General features: G+C 59.2%; 18 protein-coding genes and 1 pseudogene. 8 read left to right on the top strand and 11 right to left on the bottom strand.

The genetic code is table 11. The features are described from left to right. Positions 1-126: 126 nt before the first annotated feature. The 3 genes from AC1RT4_RS05775 to AC1RT4_RS05765 all read right to left on the bottom strand — a co-directional run bounded on the left by AC1RT4_RS05775 (position 127) and on the right by AC1RT4_RS05765 (position 2,928). Positions 127-651, bottom strand: coding sequence for an AAA family ATPase (locus tag AC1RT4_RS05775; RefSeq protein ID WP_493084210.1), 525 nt, complete (start codon positions 649-651; stop codon positions 127-129). Beyond that, complete coding sequence (gene pnuC, locus AC1RT4_RS05770) at positions 648-1,211, bottom strand: nicotinamide riboside transporter PnuC (protein ID WP_493084208.1); 564 nt, start codon at positions 1,209-1,211, stop codon at positions 648-650. Before pnuC ends, AC1RT4_RS05775 begins: the two co-directional genes overlap by 4 nt. A gap of 82 nt (positions 1,212-1,293) precedes the next feature. After that, the gene (locus AC1RT4_RS05765; protein WP_493084206.1) at positions 1,294-2,928 is read right to left on the bottom strand and encodes a methyl-accepting chemotaxis protein; all 1,635 of its coding nucleotides are present in this window, start codon (positions 2,926-2,928) and stop codon (positions 1,294-1,296) included. Between the two features lie 294 nt (positions 2,929-3,222). Here AC1RT4_RS05765 and AC1RT4_RS05760 point away from each other — a divergent pair, with 294 nt between their 5' ends. Further along, positions 3,223-4,053 carry an undecaprenyl-diphosphate phosphatase gene (locus tag AC1RT4_RS05760; RefSeq protein ID WP_262160605.1) on the top strand — a complete coding sequence of 277 codons (831 nt, stop codon included), beginning with the start codon at positions 3,223-3,225 and terminating at the stop codon, positions 4,051-4,053. Next, positions 4,050-4,478: a DUF1294 domain-containing protein gene (locus tag AC1RT4_RS05755; protein WP_493084204.1), complete on the top strand. Its 429-nt coding sequence runs from the start codon at positions 4,050-4,052 to the stop codon at positions 4,476-4,478. The genes AC1RT4_RS05760 and AC1RT4_RS05755 overlap by 4 nt, the downstream gene beginning before the upstream one ends. Here the strand turns inward: AC1RT4_RS05755 and AC1RT4_RS05750 are convergent. Both AC1RT4_RS05750 and AC1RT4_RS05745 read right to left on the bottom strand, forming a co-directional pair. Beyond that, entirely contained in the window at positions 4,475-4,834 is a 360-nt protein-coding gene (locus AC1RT4_RS05750; RefSeq protein WP_085745773.1) for an MmcQ/YjbR family DNA-binding protein, read from the bottom strand. The two genes, AC1RT4_RS05755 and AC1RT4_RS05750, sit on opposite strands and share 4 nt — an antisense overlap. Beyond that, complete coding sequence (locus AC1RT4_RS05745; protein WP_493084202.1) at positions 4,831-5,739, bottom strand: LysR substrate-binding domain-containing protein; 909 nt, start codon at positions 5,737-5,739, stop codon at positions 4,831-4,833. Before AC1RT4_RS05745 ends, AC1RT4_RS05750 begins: the two co-directional genes overlap by 4 nt. Before the next feature lie 127 nt (positions 5,740-5,866). Here AC1RT4_RS05745 and AC1RT4_RS05740 point away from each other — a divergent pair, with 127 nt between their 5' ends. Both AC1RT4_RS05740 and AC1RT4_RS05735 read left to right on the top strand, forming a co-directional pair. Further along, complete coding sequence (locus AC1RT4_RS05740) at positions 5,867-6,478, top strand: FMN-dependent NADH-azoreductase (RefSeq protein ID WP_085745771.1); 612 nt, start codon at positions 5,867-5,869, stop codon at positions 6,476-6,478. A 236-nt stretch (positions 6,479-6,714) separates the two neighbouring features. Further along, on the top strand, positions 6,715-7,752 hold the full coding sequence (locus AC1RT4_RS05735; RefSeq protein WP_007957461.1) for an alpha/beta hydrolase family protein: 1,038 nt from the start codon (positions 6,715-6,717) through the stop codon (positions 7,750-7,752). 4 nt (positions 7,753-7,756) lie between these two features. Here the strand turns inward: AC1RT4_RS05735 and AC1RT4_RS05730 are convergent, their stop codons facing one another. From AC1RT4_RS05730 to AC1RT4_RS05715, 4 genes and pseudogenes are all read right to left on the bottom strand, one after another. Next, the gene (locus tag AC1RT4_RS05730; RefSeq protein WP_493084199.1) at positions 7,757-8,944 is read right to left on the bottom strand and encodes an MFS transporter; all 1,188 of its coding nucleotides are present in this window, start codon (positions 8,942-8,944) and stop codon (positions 7,757-7,759) included. Positions 8,945-9,087: 143 nt separating this feature from the next. Further along, on the bottom strand, positions 9,088-10,674 hold the full coding sequence (locus AC1RT4_RS05725) for an ABC-F family ATPase (protein WP_045121838.1): 1,587 nt from the start codon (positions 10,672-10,674) through the stop codon (positions 9,088-9,090). A 72-nt stretch (positions 10,675-10,746) separates the two neighbouring features. Continuing rightward, positions 10,747-10,905, bottom strand: a pseudogene (locus AC1RT4_RS05720) (site-specific integrase); the annotation flags it as partial. Between the two features lie 164 nt (positions 10,906-11,069). Continuing rightward, positions 11,070-13,019: an acyltransferase family protein gene (locus AC1RT4_RS05715; RefSeq protein WP_493084197.1), complete on the bottom strand. Its 1,950-nt coding sequence runs from the start codon at positions 13,017-13,019 to the stop codon at positions 11,070-11,072. Between the two features lie 381 nt (positions 13,020-13,400). On the opposite strand from AC1RT4_RS05715, the gene lpxO reads away from it, so the two are divergent. Next, positions 13,401-14,300 carry a lipid A hydroxylase LpxO gene (lpxO, locus tag AC1RT4_RS05710; RefSeq protein ID WP_273903095.1) on the top strand — a complete coding sequence of 300 codons (900 nt, stop codon included), beginning with the start codon at positions 13,401-13,403 and terminating at the stop codon, positions 14,298-14,300. A 42-nt stretch (positions 14,301-14,342) separates the two neighbouring features. Here lpxO and ku read toward each other — a convergent pair whose 3' ends face one another. Further along, entirely contained in the window at positions 14,343-15,203 is an 861-nt protein-coding gene (gene ku, locus AC1RT4_RS05705) for a non-homologous end joining protein Ku (RefSeq protein WP_007957454.1), read from the bottom strand. Positions 15,204-15,397: 194 nt separating this feature from the next. Between ku and AC1RT4_RS05700 the strand changes: the two genes are divergently transcribed. Together AC1RT4_RS05700 and AC1RT4_RS05695 are read left to right on the top strand one after the other, a co-directional pair. After that, positions 15,398-15,739 (top strand): hypothetical protein, encoded by a 342-nt coding sequence (locus AC1RT4_RS05700; RefSeq protein WP_493084194.1) that lies wholly within the window; start codon positions 15,398-15,400, stop codon positions 15,737-15,739. Between the two features lie 50 nt (positions 15,740-15,789). Next, positions 15,790-16,935, top strand: coding sequence for a PQQ-dependent sugar dehydrogenase (locus AC1RT4_RS05695; RefSeq protein WP_493084192.1), 1,146 nt, complete (start codon positions 15,790-15,792; stop codon positions 16,933-16,935). 4 nt (positions 16,936-16,939) lie between these two features. On the opposite strand, the gene rimI is transcribed toward AC1RT4_RS05695, so the two are convergent. Further along, entirely contained in the window at positions 16,940-18,043 is a 1,104-nt protein-coding gene (gene rimI, locus AC1RT4_RS05690) for a ribosomal protein S18-alanine N-acetyltransferase (RefSeq protein WP_493084189.1), read from the bottom strand. Between the two features lie 92 nt (positions 18,044-18,135). Between rimI and AC1RT4_RS05685 the strand changes: the two genes are divergently transcribed. After that, entirely contained in the window at positions 18,136-19,710 is a 1,575-nt protein-coding gene (locus tag AC1RT4_RS05685; protein WP_493084187.1) for a RimK family ATP-grasp domain-containing protein, read from the top strand. Position 19,711 lies beyond the last annotated feature (1 nt).

Raw genomic sequence — 19,711 nt, 5'->3', positions numbered from 1 at the left:
CAAGTCCGATGACAATGGGATGAAGGCCGCTGAGACGGGCCCTTTGCACTCGCGCGAGTGTTTCAGGAACGGACACTTTGGCCCCAAAACAGGGGAGACGCCGGGGCAAACGCCCCGAAAACCGGGTCAGTCCGCGAGCAGGGCGCGAACCGCGTCGAAGGCTTGCTGCTGGCGTTCGGCCCAGCTGCCCTGAATGATCTGCAAGGGCTGGTGATGGGTTTGGAGCCAGGTTCGAGTGGCCTGATAAAACGCGAGCCGTTCACTCAAGTCGGGCTGGCAACGCTGACCATCGTCCGTCCATTCGATCTGCTCGGGGGAGAGCAGCAGGTGCAAGTCGTAATGACGGGCCAGCAATTCGGTTTCCAGCCAGAGCGGGCAGTCGCCGAACAAGGTCTGGCTCCACAGGATGTTGCTCAACAGATGCGTATCGAGAATCAGCAGTCGCGGCTGCTGCGCGCGTGCCTCGTCCTCCCATTGCAACTGGCCGCGAGCGATTTCGGGAATGTCGGCGAGGCAGGTATCACGAGGGTTCCGCTCGATAAACCAGCGCACATATTCGTCCACCCGCAAACCGCCGAACTGCTGTTGGATTCCGGCCGCCAGCCAGCTCTTGCCCGTGGATTCGGGGCCGGTCAGAACGATGACTTTCATCGTTGCAACGCCGGATCGGCACGCCATTCGCGCCAGCCTTGCACCGCGATCAGGGTGAACAGGGCATACAGCGCCGCCGTGAGGTACAGCCCTTTATAGAGAAACAGCCCGACGAAGATCACATCCAGCACGAACCACAGCGCCCAGCATTGCAGGCGTTTGTGCGCCATCCAGTATTGCGCGACGAGGCTGAAACCGGTCAGCGCCGCGTCGAGCCACGGTTGCGCCGCGTCCGTCCAGTGAGCCATGGCCGCGCCCAGCAGCAGACTGCCGACCGCGCCGATGGCCAGTCCCTGCAAAATCGAACGAGAGTCGAGCAGGCTGACCTCGCGCCCGTCATGCATCGTCCCGGCCCGCGTCCATTGCCACCAGCCATAGATTTGCAGCCCGGCATAAACCACCTGCAGCAGCATGTCCGAATACAGCTTCACCTCGAAGAACACCCAGGTGTAGAGCGACACCATGACCAGCCCGATCGGCCAGCACCACGGATTCTGTTTGACCGTGAGCCACACGGCGATCACACCGAGGGCGGCCGCAAACAGTTCAAGCCCGGACATGCAGGATCCTTGGGGGGAATAAAAGAGGGGGCGGATTGTACCGAAAAACAGGTGGGAAACGAGTTCCCACCTGAAAGGGCGATCAGACGCGGAACTGGCGCAGCAAACCGTTCAACTGTTCGCTGAGTTGGCCCAGGCGCACGCTGGCCACGCTCGACTGTTCGGCCGCCAGCGCGGTGCTGTGGGACAGGCCCGCCGCCTGGGTGACGTTCTGATTGATGTCCTCGACCACATGCGCCTGCTGCAGCGTTGCGCTGGCGATCGAGGCGTTCAGGCCATTGAGGTTGCGCAGGGCCTGGCCGATCGCGTTCAGGCTGGCGCTGGCCAGACCCGCTTGCTCGATGGTCAGTTGCGAGGCCTTGCTGCTGTCGCCGATCACCTTCACCGCGGCTTCGGAATGGTTTTGCAGACGTTCGATCATGGTCTGGATTTCCGCCGTGGACTTCTGCGTGCGCTGAGCCAGCAAACGCACTTCGTCAGCCACCACCGCAAACCCGCGCCCCTGTTCGCCAGCGCGAGCCGCTTCAATCGCGGCGTTCAGAGCCAGCAGGTTGGTCTGCTCGGCAATCGAGCGGATCACTTCCAGCACGCTGCCGATCTGCGTGCTTTCGGTCGCCAGCGTGCGGATGACTTCCACGGCCTGATCGATGGTGCCGGAGAGCTTGTCGATCTGTTGCAGGCTGCCGTCGATGTTGATCTGACCTTGCTGGGCCTGAGCCTCCGCGTCACGCATTTCGCTGGCCGCGTGTTCGGCGTTCTTCGCTACGTCCTGCACGCCGTAGGTCACTTCGTTGACGGCGGTGGCCACCAGTTCCATCTGCTGCGACTGCTGCTGGCTGCGTTGCTGGGCTTGGGTCGCGTCGTTGCCCAGTTCGCTGGACGATTGGCCCAATGCGCTGGCGGACACCTGCAAGTCACCGATCACCCGGCGCAGCTTGGCGGTGAAGGCATTGAAGTGATGGGCCAGTTGAGTGACTTCGTCCTGGCCGTGGGTGTCGAGGCTGCGGGTCAGATCGCTTTCGCCGCTGGCGATGTTGGCCATGGCGTTCACGGTTTCCTGCAACGGACGAACGATGCTGCGGGCAATCAGGATCACCAGCAGCGCCATGATCACCGCGATGACCAGCCCGACCACGGACGCCTTGATCACCTGGCCCTGAAACTCCACCTGCACGTCATCGACGTACACGCCCGAGCCGATGACCCAGCCCCAAGGCTCGAACAGTTTCACGTAGGAAGTCTTGGCCACCGGCTCACTGGCGCCGGGTTTGGGCCAACGATAGTCGACCATCCCGGCGCCCTTGGCCTTGGCGATGGCGACCATTTCGTTGAACACCGCAAAGCCGTCCGGGTCGCGGATCGCCGAGAGGTTCTGGCCTTCAAGCTTGGGATTGGTCGGGTGCATGACCATCACGGGGGTGAGGTCGTTGATCCAGAAGTAATCGTTCTGGTCATAGCGCAGGCCACGGATCGCAGTCAGCGCCTGTTTCTGCGCCACGTCGCGGGTCAGGGTGCCTGCCGCTTCGAGGCCCTGGTAGTAAGTCAGCAAACCGCTGGCGGTCTGCACCACATGCTGGGTTTTCTGGGCCTTGGCGTGGTAAAGGTCATCGTGGATCTGCTTGAGCATCAACACGCCCAACGTCAGCAGCATGACCACTGCCACAATCAAGATGAGCCACAAGCGTCGGCTGATCGACACACTGCGCAAGCTGTTCATAACGCTGTCACTCCGGATTCTTTTTCTTGTAATAAACCACCGCCAGCATCCAACCACGTTTCGGTGACCGGGCATACGCGACCCAAGTCGTATAACGCGGCAGCGCTATTACGGCTTGTCTGTTAGGATTTCGGCGCCGCGCGTGAAAACCTGAATCCAAATTGATTTTTCACGGAATTTTGACTGTTTCGTGTGGATCCTGTGCGTGCGGAATCGGTACAGCTACGCTGATCGCAGTGAACGTAAAAAAATACTATCGGGGCATGCCGCCGGGCATCGCTCTTTGGGGGATTGATGGATCTTTGGACGGCCTTGCAGGCACTGATTCTTGGAGTTGTAGAGGGGCTGACGGAGTTTTTGCCCATTTCCAGTACCGGACACCAGATCATTGTTGCCGACTTGCTCGATTTCGGAGGCGAGCGGGCCATGGCGTTCAACATCATCATCCAGCTCGGCGCGATTCTCGCGGTGGTCTGGGAATTTCGCCGCAAGATCCTCGACGTGGTCATCGGTCTGCCGACCCAGCCGAGTGCGCGGCGTTTCACCGCCAACCTGCTGATCGCCTTCCTGCCCGCCGTGGTTTTGGGGGTAATCTTCGCCGACCTGATTCACCATTACCTGTTCAACCCGATCACCGTGGCCGCCGCGCTGGTGGTGGGCGGGATCGTAATGTTGTGGGCCGAGCAGCGTCAGCATGAAGTGCACGCCGAAACGGTCGACGAGATTCGCTGGACAGACGCACTGAAGATCGGCTTCGCCCAGTGCCTGGCGATGATCCCCGGCACTTCGCGTTCCGGCTCGACCATCATCGGCGGCCTGTTGTTCGGCCTGTCGCGCAAGACCGCCACCGAGTTCTCGTTCTTCCTGGCGATGCCGACCATGGTCGGTGCGGCGGTGTATTCGGGCTACAAGTATCGTGACCTGTTCGTTCCGGCCGACTTTCCGGTGTTCGCCATCGGTTTCGTCACGGCGTTCATATTCGCCATGATCGCGGTGCGCGGCCTTCTCAAATTCATCGGCAGCCACAGCTACGCGGCGTTCGCCTGGTACCGGATCGTCTTCGGTCTGGTGATTCTGGCGACCTGGCAGTTCGGCTGGGTTGACTGGACGGCGGCCAAGCCATGAGTGATTCCCGCGCACGCCGCCCGGATCGCGGGCCTTCCGGTGGCAATATTCAGCATCTGAAATTGAAGCTGGTGGTGCTGCTGATCGTCTGCGCGTTGCCGTTGTTCGGCTCGCTGTCGATGTGGCTGCGCGGGATTTCCCTGGTACCGCTGACGGCTTACGGGTTGGTCAGCGTGCTGACGTTTTTCCTGTACTGGGCGGACAAGCGCAAGGCCCGCGCCGACGCCTGGCGCACACCGGAGAACATCCTGCACGCGGTGGAACTGGCCGGCGGCTGGCCGGGCGCGTTGATCGCCCAACAGGTTTTCCGCCACAAGACGCGCAAGGTGTCGTTTCAGGTGTTGTTCTGGATGATCGTGGCGTTGCACCAGGTGTTCTGGATCGATCAACTGTTCCTCGGTTCGAACCTGCTGGCGCTGTTTTAGAGCAACAGCCCGACCTGCACGCGCTTGGGTAGCTTGCTCACCACCAGTTGATGGGAACGCTGCAGCAACCCTTGCAGTTCCTCGGCGCCCAGCGGGTAGGGCGGGTGCATGATGATCCATTGCGCCCGGGCCAGATACGGCGCCGGGTGAATGCCCGGCCGGTCGCAATGACCGAGAAACAGGTCCTTGTCGACCTTGAAAGCCAGCGAATCACCGCGCAATCCCTGCAAGGCAAACATCTTGTTGCCGGCAATCGAAAACACCCGCACGCCACCCCATTTGTAGTCCTCCCGGGCGCCGGGCAAGGCCAGACAGAAATCCGCGACATCCTGCTCGCTCATCTTTCCTTGTTTCATAACAGCCGCTCTCCACAGGCATTGAACGATTCGACCAGATGATCGATCCACGCGCGCACCGCCGGCATCACCCCGCGCCGATGCGGATACACCGCTTGCAGCCAGCCGCCGGGCAGTGACCAGTCCGGCAGCAATTGCACCAGCGTGCCGCTATTCAGTTCCGCTTCGCAATACATCATCGGCAACAGGGTAAAACCTTGACCGGCCAGTACACAGGCCTTGCGCACGATGAAATCGTCGATCCCCAGTCGTGCCTCCAGCGCGAGGTCGCAACTCTTGCCGTGCTGATCGAGCAGGCGCACATGCACCATGCGATCGGCTTCCAGCGCGCCCAGCACCGGCAGGTTCTTCAGGTCCTGCGGATGATTGATTTCCACGCCCTGTATAAAGGAAGGGCTTGCTACCACCACCATTTGCGCCTGCCGCAGGCGGCGGGTCACCAGCATCGGCTCTTCATTGCCGTGTTCGCGCACGCGCAGGGCCACGTCGATGCCTTCGGTAATCAGGTCGACCCGACGATTGATCAGGGTCACTTCCAGCTGCACCTGAGGGTATTTTCCCAGGAAATTGCTGATCACCACCGGCAGCATTTCATGAGCCAGCCCGGTAGGGCTCGAAACCCGCAGGCGTCCGCGAGGCTCGCTGGACATGCTGGCGACCGTCTCGTCGGCCATTTCCGCTTCCAGCAGCATTGCCTGACAGTGACGCAGATAGCGTTCGCCGACCGCCGTCAGCTTCAATTGGCGAGTGGTGCGTTGCAGCAAACGTGCGCCGAGGCGTTCCTCCAGCTCGGCAATGCGCCGCGAAAGGCGTGACTTGGGAATGCCCAGCAAGCGGCCGGCGGCGGCGAATCCGCCGGCCTCGACCACTTTGGCGAAATAGTAGAGATCGTTGAGGTCTTGCATCTGGAAATCCGACTGTTCTATCAGTGGGACGAACTATCGCATTGTTGCCGTCTAATCAGCTATTGGTTTCGTCGGTAGGATTGTCTCCATTCCGTCGCCACCGGCGATTCATTCCAGGAGATTCCACATGAAACTGCTGCACATCGATTCGAGCATTCTGGGCGACAACTCCGCTTCCCGTCAGCTGAGCAGTCAAGTGACTCAAGCCTGGCAAGCCGCCGAACCAAGCGCTGTCGTGACCTACCGCGACCTGGCCGCCGACGCCATCAGCCACTTCTCGTCGACCACTCTGGTGGCTGCTGGCACCACCGCTGAACTGCGCAACGCCGCCCAACAGCACGAAGCCGAACTGAGCGCCACCACCCTGGCCGAATTCATCGCCGCCGACGCCATCGTCGTCGCTGCGCCGATGTACAACTTCACCGTGCCGACCCAGCTCAAAGCCTGGATCGACCGCATCGCCGTCGCCGGCCAGACCTTCCGTTACACCGAAGCCGGCCCTGAAGGCCTGTGCGGTGGCAAGAAAGTCGTGATCGTGTCCACCGCTGGCGGTATCCACGCCGGTCAGGCTTCGGGCGTCGCGCACGAAGACTACCTGAAGCTGGTGTTCGGCTTCCTCGGCATCACCGACATCGAAGTCGTGCGTGCTGAAGGCCTGGCCTACGGTGAAGAAGTGCGCAACAACGCCATGAGCGCTGCTCAGGCGAAGATCAGCGAGCAACTGTTCGCCGCTGCGTAAGGCTTGCGTAAAGCGCAGCTCGCGTTCAGGTAATCCTTTAAAAAACTCTGTATTCTGGTTCCGCAAGGGCCAGATACGGAGTTTTTTGTTTCTGACTGTTACATAATCTGGCCCGGGTTATGCAGTCTGATGATCAACGTCTGAGTGCAACGCCGCGCCGGATCACCGAACCTCGGAATTTCGGGCGTCGAACACAACGGATCTTTCGATTGAGTAACAACAGGGTGGGGCATCCCATGATGCGTCTTTGTGCAGCGTTACTGATTTGCCTGCTCGGCAGCCTGAATTCAGTGCACGCTGCGCCCGGGCAGCACCCGCGCTGGAGCGTCGGCTATCACGAGATGACGTTCCTCGACCCGCTCGACCTGCAACCGATGCGTGCCATCGCTTTCTATCCCTCCAGCGACCGCGAACACATGAGCCTGCTCGAAGGCTATTCGGTCGAGGCCGGCGAAGACACCAAAGTCGCCATCGGCCGCTTCCCGATGCTGATGCTGTCCCACGGCAACACCGGCACACCACTGGCGCTGCACGATCTGGCCACGTCATTGGCACGCAAGGGCTTTGTAGTGGTGGCGGTGATTCACCCCGGCGACAACTCCAAGGATCACAGTCGTCTTGGCACACTGAGCAACCTTTACGGTCGGCCGATCCAGATTTCCGAAGCCATAACCGCCACGCTGGGCGACCGTATGCTCGCGCCGTACGTGAACGCCGAGCAGGTTGGCGTGATCGGCTATTCGGCGGGCGGCGAAACGGCGTTGATTCTGTCCGGCGCACAGCCTGATCTTGATCGCCTGCGCCGTTACTGCCAGGAGCGCCCGGACGACCGCGACGCCTGCAACACCCAGGGTGAGTTGATTGTCGACCGCGACGATCTGCAACCGGTGGCCGATCCGCGCGTGCATGCGTTGTTGCTGATGGCCCCGCTTAGTCTGAAATTCGGCCGTCACACTCTCGCCGATGTGCATGTGCCGGTGCTGCTCTACAGCGGCGACGGCGACAAACTGGTGGCCTTCGACAAGAACGCAGCCGCCCTGGCGCGCAAACTGCCGACTGCGCCCGATTTCAAGCTGCTGGCCGGGGCAGGGCACTTCGTGTTCATGGCGCCGTGCACCGAAGAGCAGATCCTCGCCATGCCGGCGCTGTGCACCGATGCCGATGGTGTGGACCGCGAAGACATTCACCGCAACCTGATTTCCGAGGCCGGGCGGTTCTTCTCCCATGCCTTGGGCAGGCCGACCCGCGCGGGGATGCAGACGGCGGATCAGTGAGGGTTCACGCCATTGCCCGGCGTTTGAGCAGCAAGGTCAATCCCAGTCCGGTCACGGACAGCACCGCCGCACTGAAGAAAATCCACGAATAGCCCAGATTCAGTGCCACTGCGCCCATCAACGGCCCGGCAATCGCCAGTGCCAGATCGAAAAACACTGCGTAAGCACTCAGCCCGGCACCGCGACTGGAGTTGGGCACTTGCTTGATCGCTTCGACGCCTAACGCCGGGTACACCAGCGACAGACCGAACCCCGCCAGACCCGCGCCGATCAAGGCATACGCGGTCGAGGGCGCCAGCCACAGCATGACCAGGCCGACGGTTTCGATGGTCATGCAGGCAATCGCCGAGGTGAATCCACCGAAACGCCCGATGGCCGAAATGAACAGCAACCGCGACAGAATGAAACACACGCCGAACACGGTCAGGCAGTACGCCGCACCGGTCCAGCCGCGATTGAGGTAATACAGGGTGATGAACGTGGTCAGCGTGCCGTAACCAATCGACGCCAGACTCAGACTGGTGCCGAACGGTGCAATCCGCCCGAACACCGCCCAGAACGGCAGCCGTTCACCGCGCACCACCGGCACCGACGGCTTGTTGCGGATCAGCAGCAAAGCGCCGGCCGCGAGCAGCGACAACGCAATGCCAAGGCTTTCGAAACCATAGTCGGCGACCATCACCACGCCCAACGGCGCGCCAATGGCAATCGCGCCATAGGACGCGATGCCGTTCCAGGAAATCGAGCGCGCGGTGTGTTCGGCACCGACCTGGCCCATGCACCAACTGATGGTGCCGACGCCGATCAGGCCTTGGGCGATCCCCAGCAGCAGGCGACCGACGATCAGGATCGACAGGCTCAACAACGGCAAGCTCTGTAGTAGTGTCGAAACCAGCGTCAGCACACCGCTGAGCACAATCCCCGACAAGCCATACACAATCGCCCGCTTGGTGCCGATGGTGTCCGACATGCGCCCGGCCATTGGCCGGCTGAGCAGGGTGGCCAGGTATTGCGAACCGATCACCAGCCCCGCGATCACGGCGCTGAAACCCAGTTGTTCGTGCACGTAGCCGGGCAGCACCGCAATCGGCAGGCCGATGCAGAGGAAGGCAATAAAGGTATAGAAAACGATGGAGACGATCTGCAGGGTGATCGCCATGGAGCTTTGCGGTGGCTGTTGCTGCGCAGACATGAGGACTCGTTCGCGGGCGGCGGTGGGAGAGTTCGCATCATGGCGTGGCGCTGGACTAAAAGGAAGCAGGCTAACGATCTTTTCCTAGACGCAAAAAAAGCCCCGTCACAAGGACAGGGCTTTCTGTTTACCGCTCGTTCGACTTAGAACACCACGCCTTGGCTGCGCAGGTAATCGTCGTAGGTGCCGCTGAAGTCGGTCACGCCGTTCGGGCTCAGCTCGATGATGCGCGTGGCCAGGGACGATACGAACTCACGGTCGTGGCTGACGAAGATCAGCGTGCCCGGGTAGTTTTCCAGCGCCAGGTTCAGCGCCTCGATCGATTCCATGTCCAGGTGGTTGGTCGGTTCGTCCATCACCAGTACGTTCGGCTTTTGCAGGATCAGCTTGCCGAACAGCATGCGACCTTGCTCACCACCGGAAATCACCTTCACCGACTTGAGGATCTCGTCGTTGGAGAACAGCATGCGACCGAGGGTGCCACGGATCACTTGCTCGCCCTGAGTCCACTGACCCATCCAGTCGAACAGGCTGACGTCGTCTTCGAAGTCGTGAGCGTGGTCCTGAGCGTAGTAGCCCAGCTCCGCGCTTTCGGTCCACTTCACCGTGCCTGCGTCCGGGGTCAGTTCGCCCATCAGCGTGCGCAGCAGGGTGGTCTTGCCGATACCGTTCGGGCCGATGATCGCTACGCGCTCGCCGGCTTCAACGGTGAAGCTGAAGTTCTTGAACAGGGTCTTGCCGTCGAAGCCCTTGGACATCTGCTCGATGGTCACGGCCTGGCGGTGCAGTTTCTTGGTCTGTTCGAAACGGATGAACGGGCTCACGCGGCTCGATGGCTTGACCTCGGCCAGCTGGATCTTGTCGATCTGCTTGGCGCGGGAAGTGGCCTGTTTGGCTTTCGAGGCGTTGGCCGAGAAGCGGCTGACGAACGTTTGCAGTTCGGCAATCTGGGCTTTCTTCTTGGCGTTGTCCGACAGCAGTTGCTCGCGGGACTGGGTCGCCGCGGTCATGTACTCGTCGTAGTTGCCCGGGAACAGACGCAGCTCGCCGTAGTCCAGGTCGGCCATGTGGGTGCAGACGCTGTTCAGGAAGTGACGGTCGTGGGAAATGATGATCATGGTGCTGTTACGCGCCGTCAAAATCGTTTCCAGCCAGCGGATGGTGTTGATGTCCAGGTGGTTGGTCGGTTCGTCGAGCAGCAGCACTTCCGGATCGGAGAACAGTGCCTGAGCCAACAGAACACGCAGTTTCCAGCCCGGCGCGACTTCGGTCATCGGGCCGAAATGCTGTTCCAGCGGAATGCCCAGACCCAGCAGCAGTTCACCGGCGCGGGATTCGGCGGTGTAGCCGTCCATCTCGGCGAACTCGGTTTCCAGCTCGGCCACGGCCATGCCGTCTTCTTCGCTCATTTCCGGCAGCGAGTAGATGCGATCGCGCTCGGCCTTGACCTTCCACAGCTCTTCGTGACCCATGATCACGGTGTCGATCACGGTGAATTCTTCGTAGGCGAACTGATCCTGGCGCAATTTACCCAGGCGAATGTTTGGCTCCAGCATGACCTGGCCACCGGACGGCTCGAGGTCGCCGCCGAGGATTTTCATGAAGGTCGACTTGCCGCAACCGTTGGCGCCGATCAGGCCGTAGCGGTTGCCGCCGTTGAATTTGACCGAAACGTTTTCAAACAGCGGCTTGGCGCCGAACTGCATGGTGATGTTGGCTGTGGAGATCAATTACTTTACCTATCAATGGGTTGCAGGCTTCAGGATTGGCGATGGGGCCACTCCTGAGGCAATTTTGAGCTTTTACATCTCTCCCTGATCGCCGCTGGAACTGAGCTGGCGGACATAGGTGGAGAGCAGCATCTGGACGCTTCGTCCAAGCTGTTGGGCAATAAAGGCGGGATTTATGCCGGACATTGCGCATAGTGTCGCATAAGTAGGACGGCAGTTGTATGACGGACGACCACCAGACTCAGGACATTCTGTCAGTGGCCCGCCGACCGTGCCCCCGCCAGCCTGTGTTCTCTCGCCTGCCCAACGGGTGAGGAGCACAGTCGCAAATGCCGATAACGCCAGAATCCGGTTGGGCCGGGCAAGTCGCAATGGCTTGCTCAATGTCTCTCCAGTCAATAAGCATTCGTCGTGCGCAGTCCGGTTTTTATCCGGATGTCTTCGAGGATTTTTTTGGAGGCGAGCAAGGAGCCGTCGATCGAGAGATGAGCGCTGTCTGAATACAGAATCTTCCCACCCAGAACGGTGCTGCACGTGCCAGTCATGCAGAAGGTATCCAGAGTATCGACATAAAATGTCCGACTGTGGGTTTCAGCAAACTTCTTGAGCACCTGATTGATTTTGTAGGCTGACGATTGCTCCATTTTGAACTCGAGGAACTTTTCACAACCCTGAGGTAAATATCGTGGTCGGAGCAAACAGGTAACCGTTGGCGGTGTACCTGGCGGGATAGGTTGGCTGCCCACCAGGATGAAGTCTCGATCGCCTATGTCGTTTCTGGTTCTTGAAAGCATATCTTCGATAACGGCGAAATAGTCTTTCCCGGGCGTTACCGCGTTCTTACCTGTGTGATCTGCCACCAGTACGGAATAGGCTGGCCAGCCTTCTGCGAATATGAAAGGCAGCGTGTTGCCGTTCAGAAGCTCAAGAACTTTTGAATAGGTGGCCCGGCAGTCCTGTCGGGGTACGCCGTCGAGAAGGCGAGTGTATTCGCTGGAAAGAACACAGCCATGGATGTATTGCGCTTGAATGGATTTCCCGCTGTTCTTCAACTCTCTGTCAAAGCCACTCGCATATTGGTGGGCGAAACTGTCTCCGGCCATGATTGCGATTCTCTCCCCCGACGCGTCGCCGAGTATGGGTGAGAGCGTGTAGCCTGTGCCACCGTAGTTGTTGATGTGGAAGTTCTTTGGATCTTTTGTGAAGGACAGATATTTTGCGTCTACGCGATTAACCCAGCCGCCCGTTTGTATGACCGACAGGGCACCGGCTGCTGTCACTGCAACAGATGCCGCTAATGCACCATATACGACAGGCTTTCGAAAACTGTATTTACCCATGAAGATGCGCTCTACAGAATGATAGAGCACAGCCCCCATTACGATTGACAACGATAGCAGTGCGAGCTTTTCGTGAGTGTTGAGTTCTCTGAAAACATAATATTTGTAGAACACCAGCAGCGGCCAATGCACCAGATATACGGAGTAGGAAATCAGACCAAGATAAGTAATGGGTTTGAGTGCGGTGAGCCCTGCTGCAATTTTTGCTCGACCTGCATATATGCAGGCGGCTGCACCCATACACGGCAATAAAGCTCTCAAACCCGGGAATGGTGAGGATGAGTCAAGAATAAAGGCAGCGCCAAAAACGAGAGCAAGACCCATCACATAAATCAGTGCTTCCAAGGCTGGTTTGAGTCTCTGTTGAAAAACAAAGACCAGCATTCCGCCCAGCGAAAGTTCGAATATGCGAAAGGGCATCATGTAATAAGCAGCGGATGCATTAACCGACAGCATCGCTTGTGAGGCGACAAGAGACAAAATTGTCAGTGCTGACAGGGCCACCAATCTGGATGTTTCAGGGATTTTTACCAGAAAGCAAATGACGACCGGCCATACTGCATAGAATTGCCATTCTGTAGCTAGCGACCATGTATGTAACAGTGGCTGAGTGTTCGCCGCCGCGTCGAAATAGCCTTGATTCTGCCAGAAATATATATTGGAGAATGACAGAAGGGTGGGGACCGATGATTTCGCCAACTCAATCAGTGAGGCTGGATCCATCAAGATAAATCCCACTCCCAGACTGAGAGCGACTGTTGCAATCAGTGCGGGGTGCAGGCGTCGTAGCCTGCGACTATAAAAATCTACAAACGAAAACCGGTTCTGCTCGATCGCGCTGCGAATCACCTCGGTTATCAAAAAACCCGAGATAACAAAAAACACATCCACACCGATAAAACCGCCTGGCACCCCCAGGTCAAAGTGGAAAAGCAGAACAAGAAATACGGCAATTGCGCGCAGTCCATCGATGTCTGGGCGATAGCTGAGATTATTGCTTTGCATGAGTTCCTTTCACTTGGGGGCTTGCCCAGCATGGATTTTCGAGCGCGCAATCATACAAGCCAAGCAGTGCTCATGCATAAAAAACCAGAAAGAAACATCGCCGGACAACACGCGCAGTCGTGCCGCCAGCGCATTCAGGCCTCGCGCTTGCAACGGCGCGGTTGCCCGGTGGCGCGATCGCGGGACAGTTTTTCACAGATGAAGGTTCACTATTGGTTACAAACTGTGGCTAAAATGCCATCCATTCACCCAATGCCTTGTACGGCATGGGCTCAAGGATGCGCCACCGGGACGCTTTTTGATTTCAGACCACTGCCACAGACCTTGGGCCACAGCCCTAAAGGCGCGCAGTTTGTTCACTTCTGACGTGTGACGATTTCCGTGAAACTCATCATTGCCGCTGTATATGTCATTTCCATTGCATACGTTCACCTGCGCGGTCGCGTGCGCCACAAGCTCGGTCGCCAACTGAGCGATCACTCGTCGTTTCTGGCACCGATCAACTGCTTCCTTTATCTGTTCTCGAAAAAGCCCAATACGCCGTACCTGGATCCGAAAGACTTCCCCGATCTGAGCCCTTTGCAGGCCCACTGGGAAGAAATCCGTGAGGAAGGTCGCAACCTGCTGCGCGCCGGTGAGATAAAACGCTCGAATCAGTACGACGATGTCGGTTTCAACTCGTTCTTCAAGACCGGCTGGAAGCGTTTCTACCTGAAGTGGTACGGCGACAGCCACCCGTCGGCGCTGCAACTGTGCCCGCGCACCACTGAACTGGTGCAGAGCATCGGTTCGATCAAGGCTGCGATGTTTGCAGAATTGCCGCCGGGCTCGAAACTGGTACGCCACCGTGACCCGTACGCCGGTTCCTACCGTTATCACTTGGGCCTGGAAACGCCGAACGATGCCGGTTGCTACATCAACGTCGATGGCGAGAACTATCACTGGCGTGATGGCGAAGCGGTGATGTTTGACGAGACCTTCATTCACTACGCAGAAAACACCACCGACCAGAACCGTATCATCCTGTTCTGTGACGTTGAACGTCCGATGAAGTATCGCTGGGCAGCGGCGTTCAACGGCTGGTTCAGCCGCACCGTGATGTCGGCGGCCGGTGCGCCGAACGATGCGGGTGACCGCACCGGTGGCATCAACCGCTTGTTTACCAAAATCTACAAGATTCGCCTGCGCGGCAAAGAACTGAAGAAGCGCAATCGCAAACTCTACTACATGGAAAAGTGGGCGATCTTCGGCGGTCTGCTGGCGATCTTCATTCTGATCTGACGAATCGGGCGACTGTTGAAAGACAGTCGCCCGATTTCATTTTCACGACGCTTTTTTGGTCTTCTTCGCCGCTGTGGTCTTGCTGGCAGTCTTCTTCGCCGGTTTGGCCGGGGCTTTCCCGCCGAGGCTGCGCTTGAGCAGTTCGGTCAGGTCGATAACATCGGCCGATTTGCGCTCTTCTTCACCGGAAACCGTCTCAACGTCTTCGATCTTGCCTTCATGGGCCTTCTTGTCCACCAGCGCCATGATCTTGTTTTCGAACTCGTCGTTGTAATCCTCGGGCGTCCAGTCCGCCGTCATGTCTTCCACCAGCCGTTTGGCCATGTCCAGTTCGCCCTTGGCCAGTTGCGGCTTGGTCACTTCGCTGCCCAGTGCCAGTTCATCGAGGCTACGTACTTCCTGAGGCCAGCGCAGTTTCACCAGCACCAGCGCCGACTCGAGGGGCATCAACGCCGCCAGATACTGGCGCGTGTGTAAAACCACGCGGGCGAGGGCGACCTTCTGGGTTTTGCTCAGGGTTTCACGCAGCAAGGCGTAGACCTTGCCACCGCGTTTGTCCGGGGCCAGGTAATAGGGCGTGTCGATGTTCTGCAACGGGATCTGTTCGCTGTCGACGAAGGCGAAGATGTCGATGGTCTGCGTCGAAACCGGGTGCGCCGAACGGATTTCTTCCTCGCTGAGCACCACATAGCGGCCTTTTTCGAACTGCACGCCTTTGACGATGTGCTCTTTGGTGACTTCCTTGCCGGTGACCTTGTTGACCCGTTTATAGCCGACCGGGTCCATGCTGCGGCTGTCGAGCCAGTCGAAATCGACGCCCTGGGACGAGGTCGCCGAAACCAGCGCCACGGGGATGTGCACCAGACCGAAACTGATTGCGCCTTTCCAGATTGCCCGAGCCATGGTGCTGATCTCCGAGTGATGTTCGGGTGACCCGTGGCCCGGCGTAAAAGTTTCCGTTGTTTGCCGGGGGCGGCGGTAAACGGCAGGTCAAGCCGTGTTACATCTTGTTTAGCGGTGACGGGTTAACAAATCCGAACCCTGGGCGTAGCGTGGACTCGAAGGCTCTAATCCACGTGCATCGAGAGAGGCCGTTCATGAACCGTTTCCTGCTTGGCATTGCGTTGCTGGCCCTCAGTGGCGGGCTGGTTCACGCCGAGGGCGCCACCACGCATTCATCGCTGTTGCTGGCGCAAAGTCCGACCGGCAACAGCAACAACCCCTACAACAGCCCGATTCGCCGGGCGAACCCCAACAGCATGCAGGGCACCCAGCCCAGCGCTCCAGCAGTTCGCGGGCCGAACACGGTGCCTGTGCCGCGGCCGCCGACCCTGGAAAACCGCGGCATCGGCAATGGCCAGCCGCTGCGCTCCGTCCCGAGCACGCCACCCACCTTCATTCCCAATCCTCCAGCCCGTGACAGCGGGAGCAACCGTTGAATGGCAGAACCGCTTCTGTCAGCCCTTCAAACGAACAAAAGGAATCGTGCATGTTGCGTAAAACCCTTCTGGCCGGCCTGTGTGCCAGTGCACTGATCGCCGCCCCGGCGTTCGCTGCGGCTCCCGAAGAGCTGCAAAGCGAGCAGGGCACCCTTGAGGTCACGACGATTACCCAAGGGCTCGAGCATCCATGGGCGTTGGCGTTCCTGCCGGATCGTCAGGGCATGCTGGTGACCGAACGCCCCGGCAACCTGCGCGTGGTAGGCGCTGACGGCAAACTGTCCGCGCCGATCACCGGCGTGCCGGACGTCTGGGCCAAGGGGCAGGGCGGATTGCTTGATGTGGTGCTGTCGCCGGATTTCAAACAGGATCGCCTTGTGTACCTGTCCTACGCCGAGGGCGGCGGTGCAGGTGACAAGGCCGGAACGGCGGTCGGGCGCGGGCGTCTGTCGGATGACCTGAAAACCCTGAAGGACTTCAACGTGATTTTCCGTCAGGAACCGAAACTGTCGGTCGGCAACCACTTCGGCTCGCGGCTGGTGTTCGACCGGGACGGTTATCTGTTCATCACCCTGGGCGAAAACAACGACCGCCCGACCGCGCAGGATCTGGACAAGCTGCAAGGCAAGGTCGTGCGCATCTACCCCGACGGCAAGGTGCCCGATGACAATCCCTTTGTCGGCCAGTCCGGCGTACGCCCGGAGATCTGGTCCTACGGCCACCGCAATCCCCAGGGCGCCGCGCTCAACCCGTGGACCGGCACCTTGTGGGAAAACGAGCACGGCCCGCGCGGGGGCGACGAGGTGAACATCATCGAGCGCGGCAAGAACTACGGCTGGCCGCTGGCGACCCACGGCATCAACTACTCCATGCAACCGATCCCGGAAGCCAAGGGCAAGACCGCCGAAGGGACGGTCGAGCCGCACCATGTCTGGGAAAAATCCCCGGGTGTCACCGGCATGGCCTTCTACGATTCCGATCGCTTCAAACCCTGGCAGCACAACGTGTTCATCGGAGCGCTGGTGACGCAAGAGCTGATCCGCTTGCAGTTCGACGGCGACAAGGTGGTGCATGAAGAACGCTTGCTGGGCGAACTGAAACAGCGGATCCGTGATGTGCGCCAAGGGCCGGACGGTTACCTGTATGTGCTGACAGATGCGTCCGATGGCTCGCTGTACAAGATCGGACTCAAATGAACCTTCACGCGGGTGAGCGAGCGTAGAGCACCACCGCTGCCCGCAACTTGCCACGGCCGAAACGGCACATCTTCTCGAACTCCCCATGGCTGACCGGCACGTGCTGGCAGTCCATGGGTTGGCGATGCTGGCTGTGATCGACATCCGGGTCGTGCAGGTAGACGAAGTCTTCGTCGCAGTCGGTGACGATCACCCAATGCGGCGATTTGGAGCGGGTCAGGCGATAACTGCTGATCAGCACCAGAGGCTGACCGCCGTTGGCCAGCAGCGCGGGTAAATCCAGTGTTACGCCGATGGATTGTTCGACATTGGTGTCGTTCAGTTGCGCCATGAACTCGTCATGCACCAGACGCATGACGTCTTTTTTATGCGCGTCGCGGACTCCGTCGAGAAACAGCGGCCCGCTCATGCTCAGTTGCAAACGCACTTTGAAACCCCGGCGCCACGCCGCCAGTGCCAGGCCCTGCGGGCTGCAACCGCCATGGCCGGCCGTCATGAACACCGTGGTTGCCTCGCGCCACAGCTGCAATTCCTCGCGCCGCTCAAGCAAACGATCAGCCTGCAACCTGCCCATGGCCATCAGCAGGCAGGCCGGGCCGCAGGTGAAATCGGTGGTTTGTCGGTAATAGGGGACTTTGATGTTGCGTGAGTCGCGGTGCTGGAGAATGCGTTTCTCCAGACGCAGCGCGTCGGCGTGATCCTCGTAGTAGTCATGGATCAGCGCAAAGCGCCGGTAACCGTTGCGCTCGTACAGGGCGATGGCGGCGGGATTGTCGGTGCGCACTTCCAGCCGCAGGTAGGCGCAGTCGTGCTCGAGCGCGCAGGCCTCGATTCGTTGCAGCAATTGCTTGCCCAGACCAGTGCCGCGCGCTTCGGGAGCAATCGCAATCGAATACAGCCGGGCCAGCGAGGTGCCGCGATGAAACAGCACCAGCGCATAACCGGCGAGTTGGCCCTCACGTTCGGCCACCCACAATTGCCCGTGGGCCCGGGTGATCATCCATTGGAAACTGCGGCGGGTGAGCCGGTCCGTGGTGAAACAGTGCATCTCCAGCGTGAGCAACGCTGGCAAATCATCAACGACCGCCAGGCGAAAAACAGCATTCATATGACCACCGTAAAAGTTGCGTAACGAAACGGGACTTTCGAAAAACTTCGTGCTTAATAGAAAAGGTCTTGTTCTCCAACGGATCAATTTCTATGTCAGCGGTACAGGGTCATTGGCGCGAAGTATCCAGTCAAAGTTTGCCACCGGCAACTTATTTAAAACCGCAGATCAGAACTTCCAGTCAAGTGTTGATCATCGTCGAACGCAAGGAAGACTGGGCCTCGTATTTCCCCAGCGAAGACATCGTGACGGCCCAGGAATACCTTGAACAACCACCCGACAGCGAGCCGGGAAAACGGGTACAGGTGATCAATCTGTGCCGCAGCTACAAGTATCTGGGGCACGGCTACTATTGCTCGCTGCTGGCTGAAGCCCGAGGGCACAAGGTGATTCCTTCGGTGCGGACCATCAGCGAACTGACCCGGAAATCCCTTTACGGCCTGGCACTGGACGATCTGGATAAAACCCTGGAAAAAGCCCTCAGCCATCATCTCTACAGCGACACCGAAGGTTTTACGCTGACACTTTATTTCGGCAGGACGCATATCGAGTCGTTGCAGGACCTGGCCCGACAATTGTTTGAAGTGTTTCCGTGTCCGATTCTGTTAGTTGAGTTTCGTCGAACTAACGGCTGGCACATCGAAGGTATAAAGTCCGGCGCCTTGCACAAGTTGCGCGACGATCAGGAAGACCAGTTCGCCAATGCGCTGGACGGCTTCAGTCGCAAGATCTGGCGTGTTCCGCGTTCGCCGCAAGTGGCGCGTTATGACCTGGCGATCCTGCATGATCCGCAGGAGGCGTTGCCGCCGTCCAACGCCCGGGCACTGGAAAACTTTGTGCGGGTCGGCAAAGGCATGGGCATCGATGTCGAGCTGATCGAACGCAAGGACTACGCAAGGCTGGCCGAGTACGACGGCCTGCTGATCCGCGAGACCACCAGCGTCGACAACCACACTTACCGCTTCGCCAAGAAAGCCGAAAGCGAAGGTCTGGTGGTGATGGACGACCCGACGTCGATCCTGCGCTGTACCAACAAGGTCTATCTCACCGACCTGCTCAACAGCCATCAACTGGGCATGCCGGCCACGGAAATTCTCTACAAGGAGCGACCCGAAGACTTCGAGCGGGTCGGCGAACGCCTCGGTTTTCCGTTGGTGCTGAAAATCCCGGACGGCTGTTTCTCCCGTGGCGTGATCAAGGTCGAGAGCCAACAGGCCTTGCTCGAAGCCACCGCCGAACTGTTCGAACATTCGGTGCTGTTGCTGGCTCAGGAGTTTTTCTACACCGAGTACGACTGGCGCATCGGCGTGCTCAACCGTAAACCGATCTTTGCCTGCCAGTACTTCATGTCCAAGGGCCATTGGCAGATCTACAACCACAAGGCCAAGGGCCAGGACGTCAACGGCGAATGCCGCACGCTGGCGATCCACGAGGCGCCGCGCGCGGTGGTGGAACTGGCGGTGAAAACCGCCAACCTGATCGGCGACGGACTTTACGGCGTCGATTTAAAACAGGCCGGCGACAAGGTGGTGGTGATCGAGGTCAACGACAACCCGAACCTCGACGCCGGTATCGAAGACGCCTATTTGCAGGACGATCTGTATTCGCTGGTACTGGAAGAGTTTGTGCGGCGTCTCGAACTCAAACGTCGCGGCCAGGCCTGGTGAC

It is taken from the genome of Pseudomonas sp. GW821-FHT11D10 (genome assembly GCF_058808435.1).
This window is presented reverse-complemented; position numbering and strand designations above follow the sequence as displayed.

Coding starts and splice junctions, on each gene's coding strand:
- AC1RT4_RS05685 (WP_493084187.1), top strand. CDS start 18,136: ATGTCAGCGGTACAGGGTCATTGGCGCGAAGTATCCAGTCAAAGTTTG.
- AC1RT4_RS05740 (WP_085745771.1), top strand. CDS start 5,867: ATGAAACTGCTGCACATCGATTCGAGCATTCTGGGCGACAACTCCGCT.
- AC1RT4_RS05755 (WP_493084204.1), top strand. CDS start 4,050: ATGAGTGATTCCCGCGCACGCCGCCCGGATCGCGGGCCTTCCGGTGGC.
- ku (WP_007957454.1), bottom strand. CDS start 15,203: ATGGCTCGGGCAATCTGGAAAGGCGCAATCAGTTTCGGTCTGGTGCAC.
- AC1RT4_RS05750 (WP_085745773.1), bottom strand. CDS start 4,834: ATGAAACAAGGAAAGATGAGCGAGCAGGATGTCGCGGATTTCTGTCTG.
- AC1RT4_RS05730 (WP_493084199.1), bottom strand. CDS start 8,944: ATGTCTGCGCAGCAACAGCCACCGCAAAGCTCCATGGCGATCACCCTG.
- AC1RT4_RS05760 (WP_262160605.1), top strand. CDS start 3,223: ATGGATCTTTGGACGGCCTTGCAGGCACTGATTCTTGGAGTTGTAGAG.
- AC1RT4_RS05765 (WP_493084206.1), bottom strand. CDS start 2,928: ATGAACAGCTTGCGCAGTGTGTCGATCAGCCGACGCTTGTGGCTCATC.
- pnuC (WP_493084208.1), bottom strand. CDS start 1,211: ATGTCCGGGCTTGAACTGTTTGCGGCCGCCCTCGGTGTGATCGCCGTG.
- AC1RT4_RS05745 (WP_493084202.1), bottom strand. CDS start 5,739: ATGCAAGACCTCAACGATCTCTACTATTTCGCCAAAGTGGTCGAGGCC.
- AC1RT4_RS05735 (WP_007957461.1), top strand. CDS start 6,715: ATGATGCGTCTTTGTGCAGCGTTACTGATTTGCCTGCTCGGCAGCCTG.
- AC1RT4_RS05700 (WP_493084194.1), top strand. CDS start 15,398: ATGAACCGTTTCCTGCTTGGCATTGCGTTGCTGGCCCTCAGTGGCGGG.
- AC1RT4_RS05715 (WP_493084197.1), bottom strand. CDS start 13,019: ATGCAAAGCAATAATCTCAGCTATCGCCCAGACATCGATGGACTGCGC.
- AC1RT4_RS05695 (WP_493084192.1), top strand. CDS start 15,790: ATGTTGCGTAAAACCCTTCTGGCCGGCCTGTGTGCCAGTGCACTGATC.
- AC1RT4_RS05775 (WP_493084210.1), bottom strand. CDS start 651: ATGAAAGTCATCGTTCTGACCGGCCCCGAATCCACGGGCAAGAGCTGG.
- rimI (WP_493084189.1), bottom strand. CDS start 18,043: ATGAATGCTGTTTTTCGCCTGGCGGTCGTTGATGATTTGCCAGCGTTG.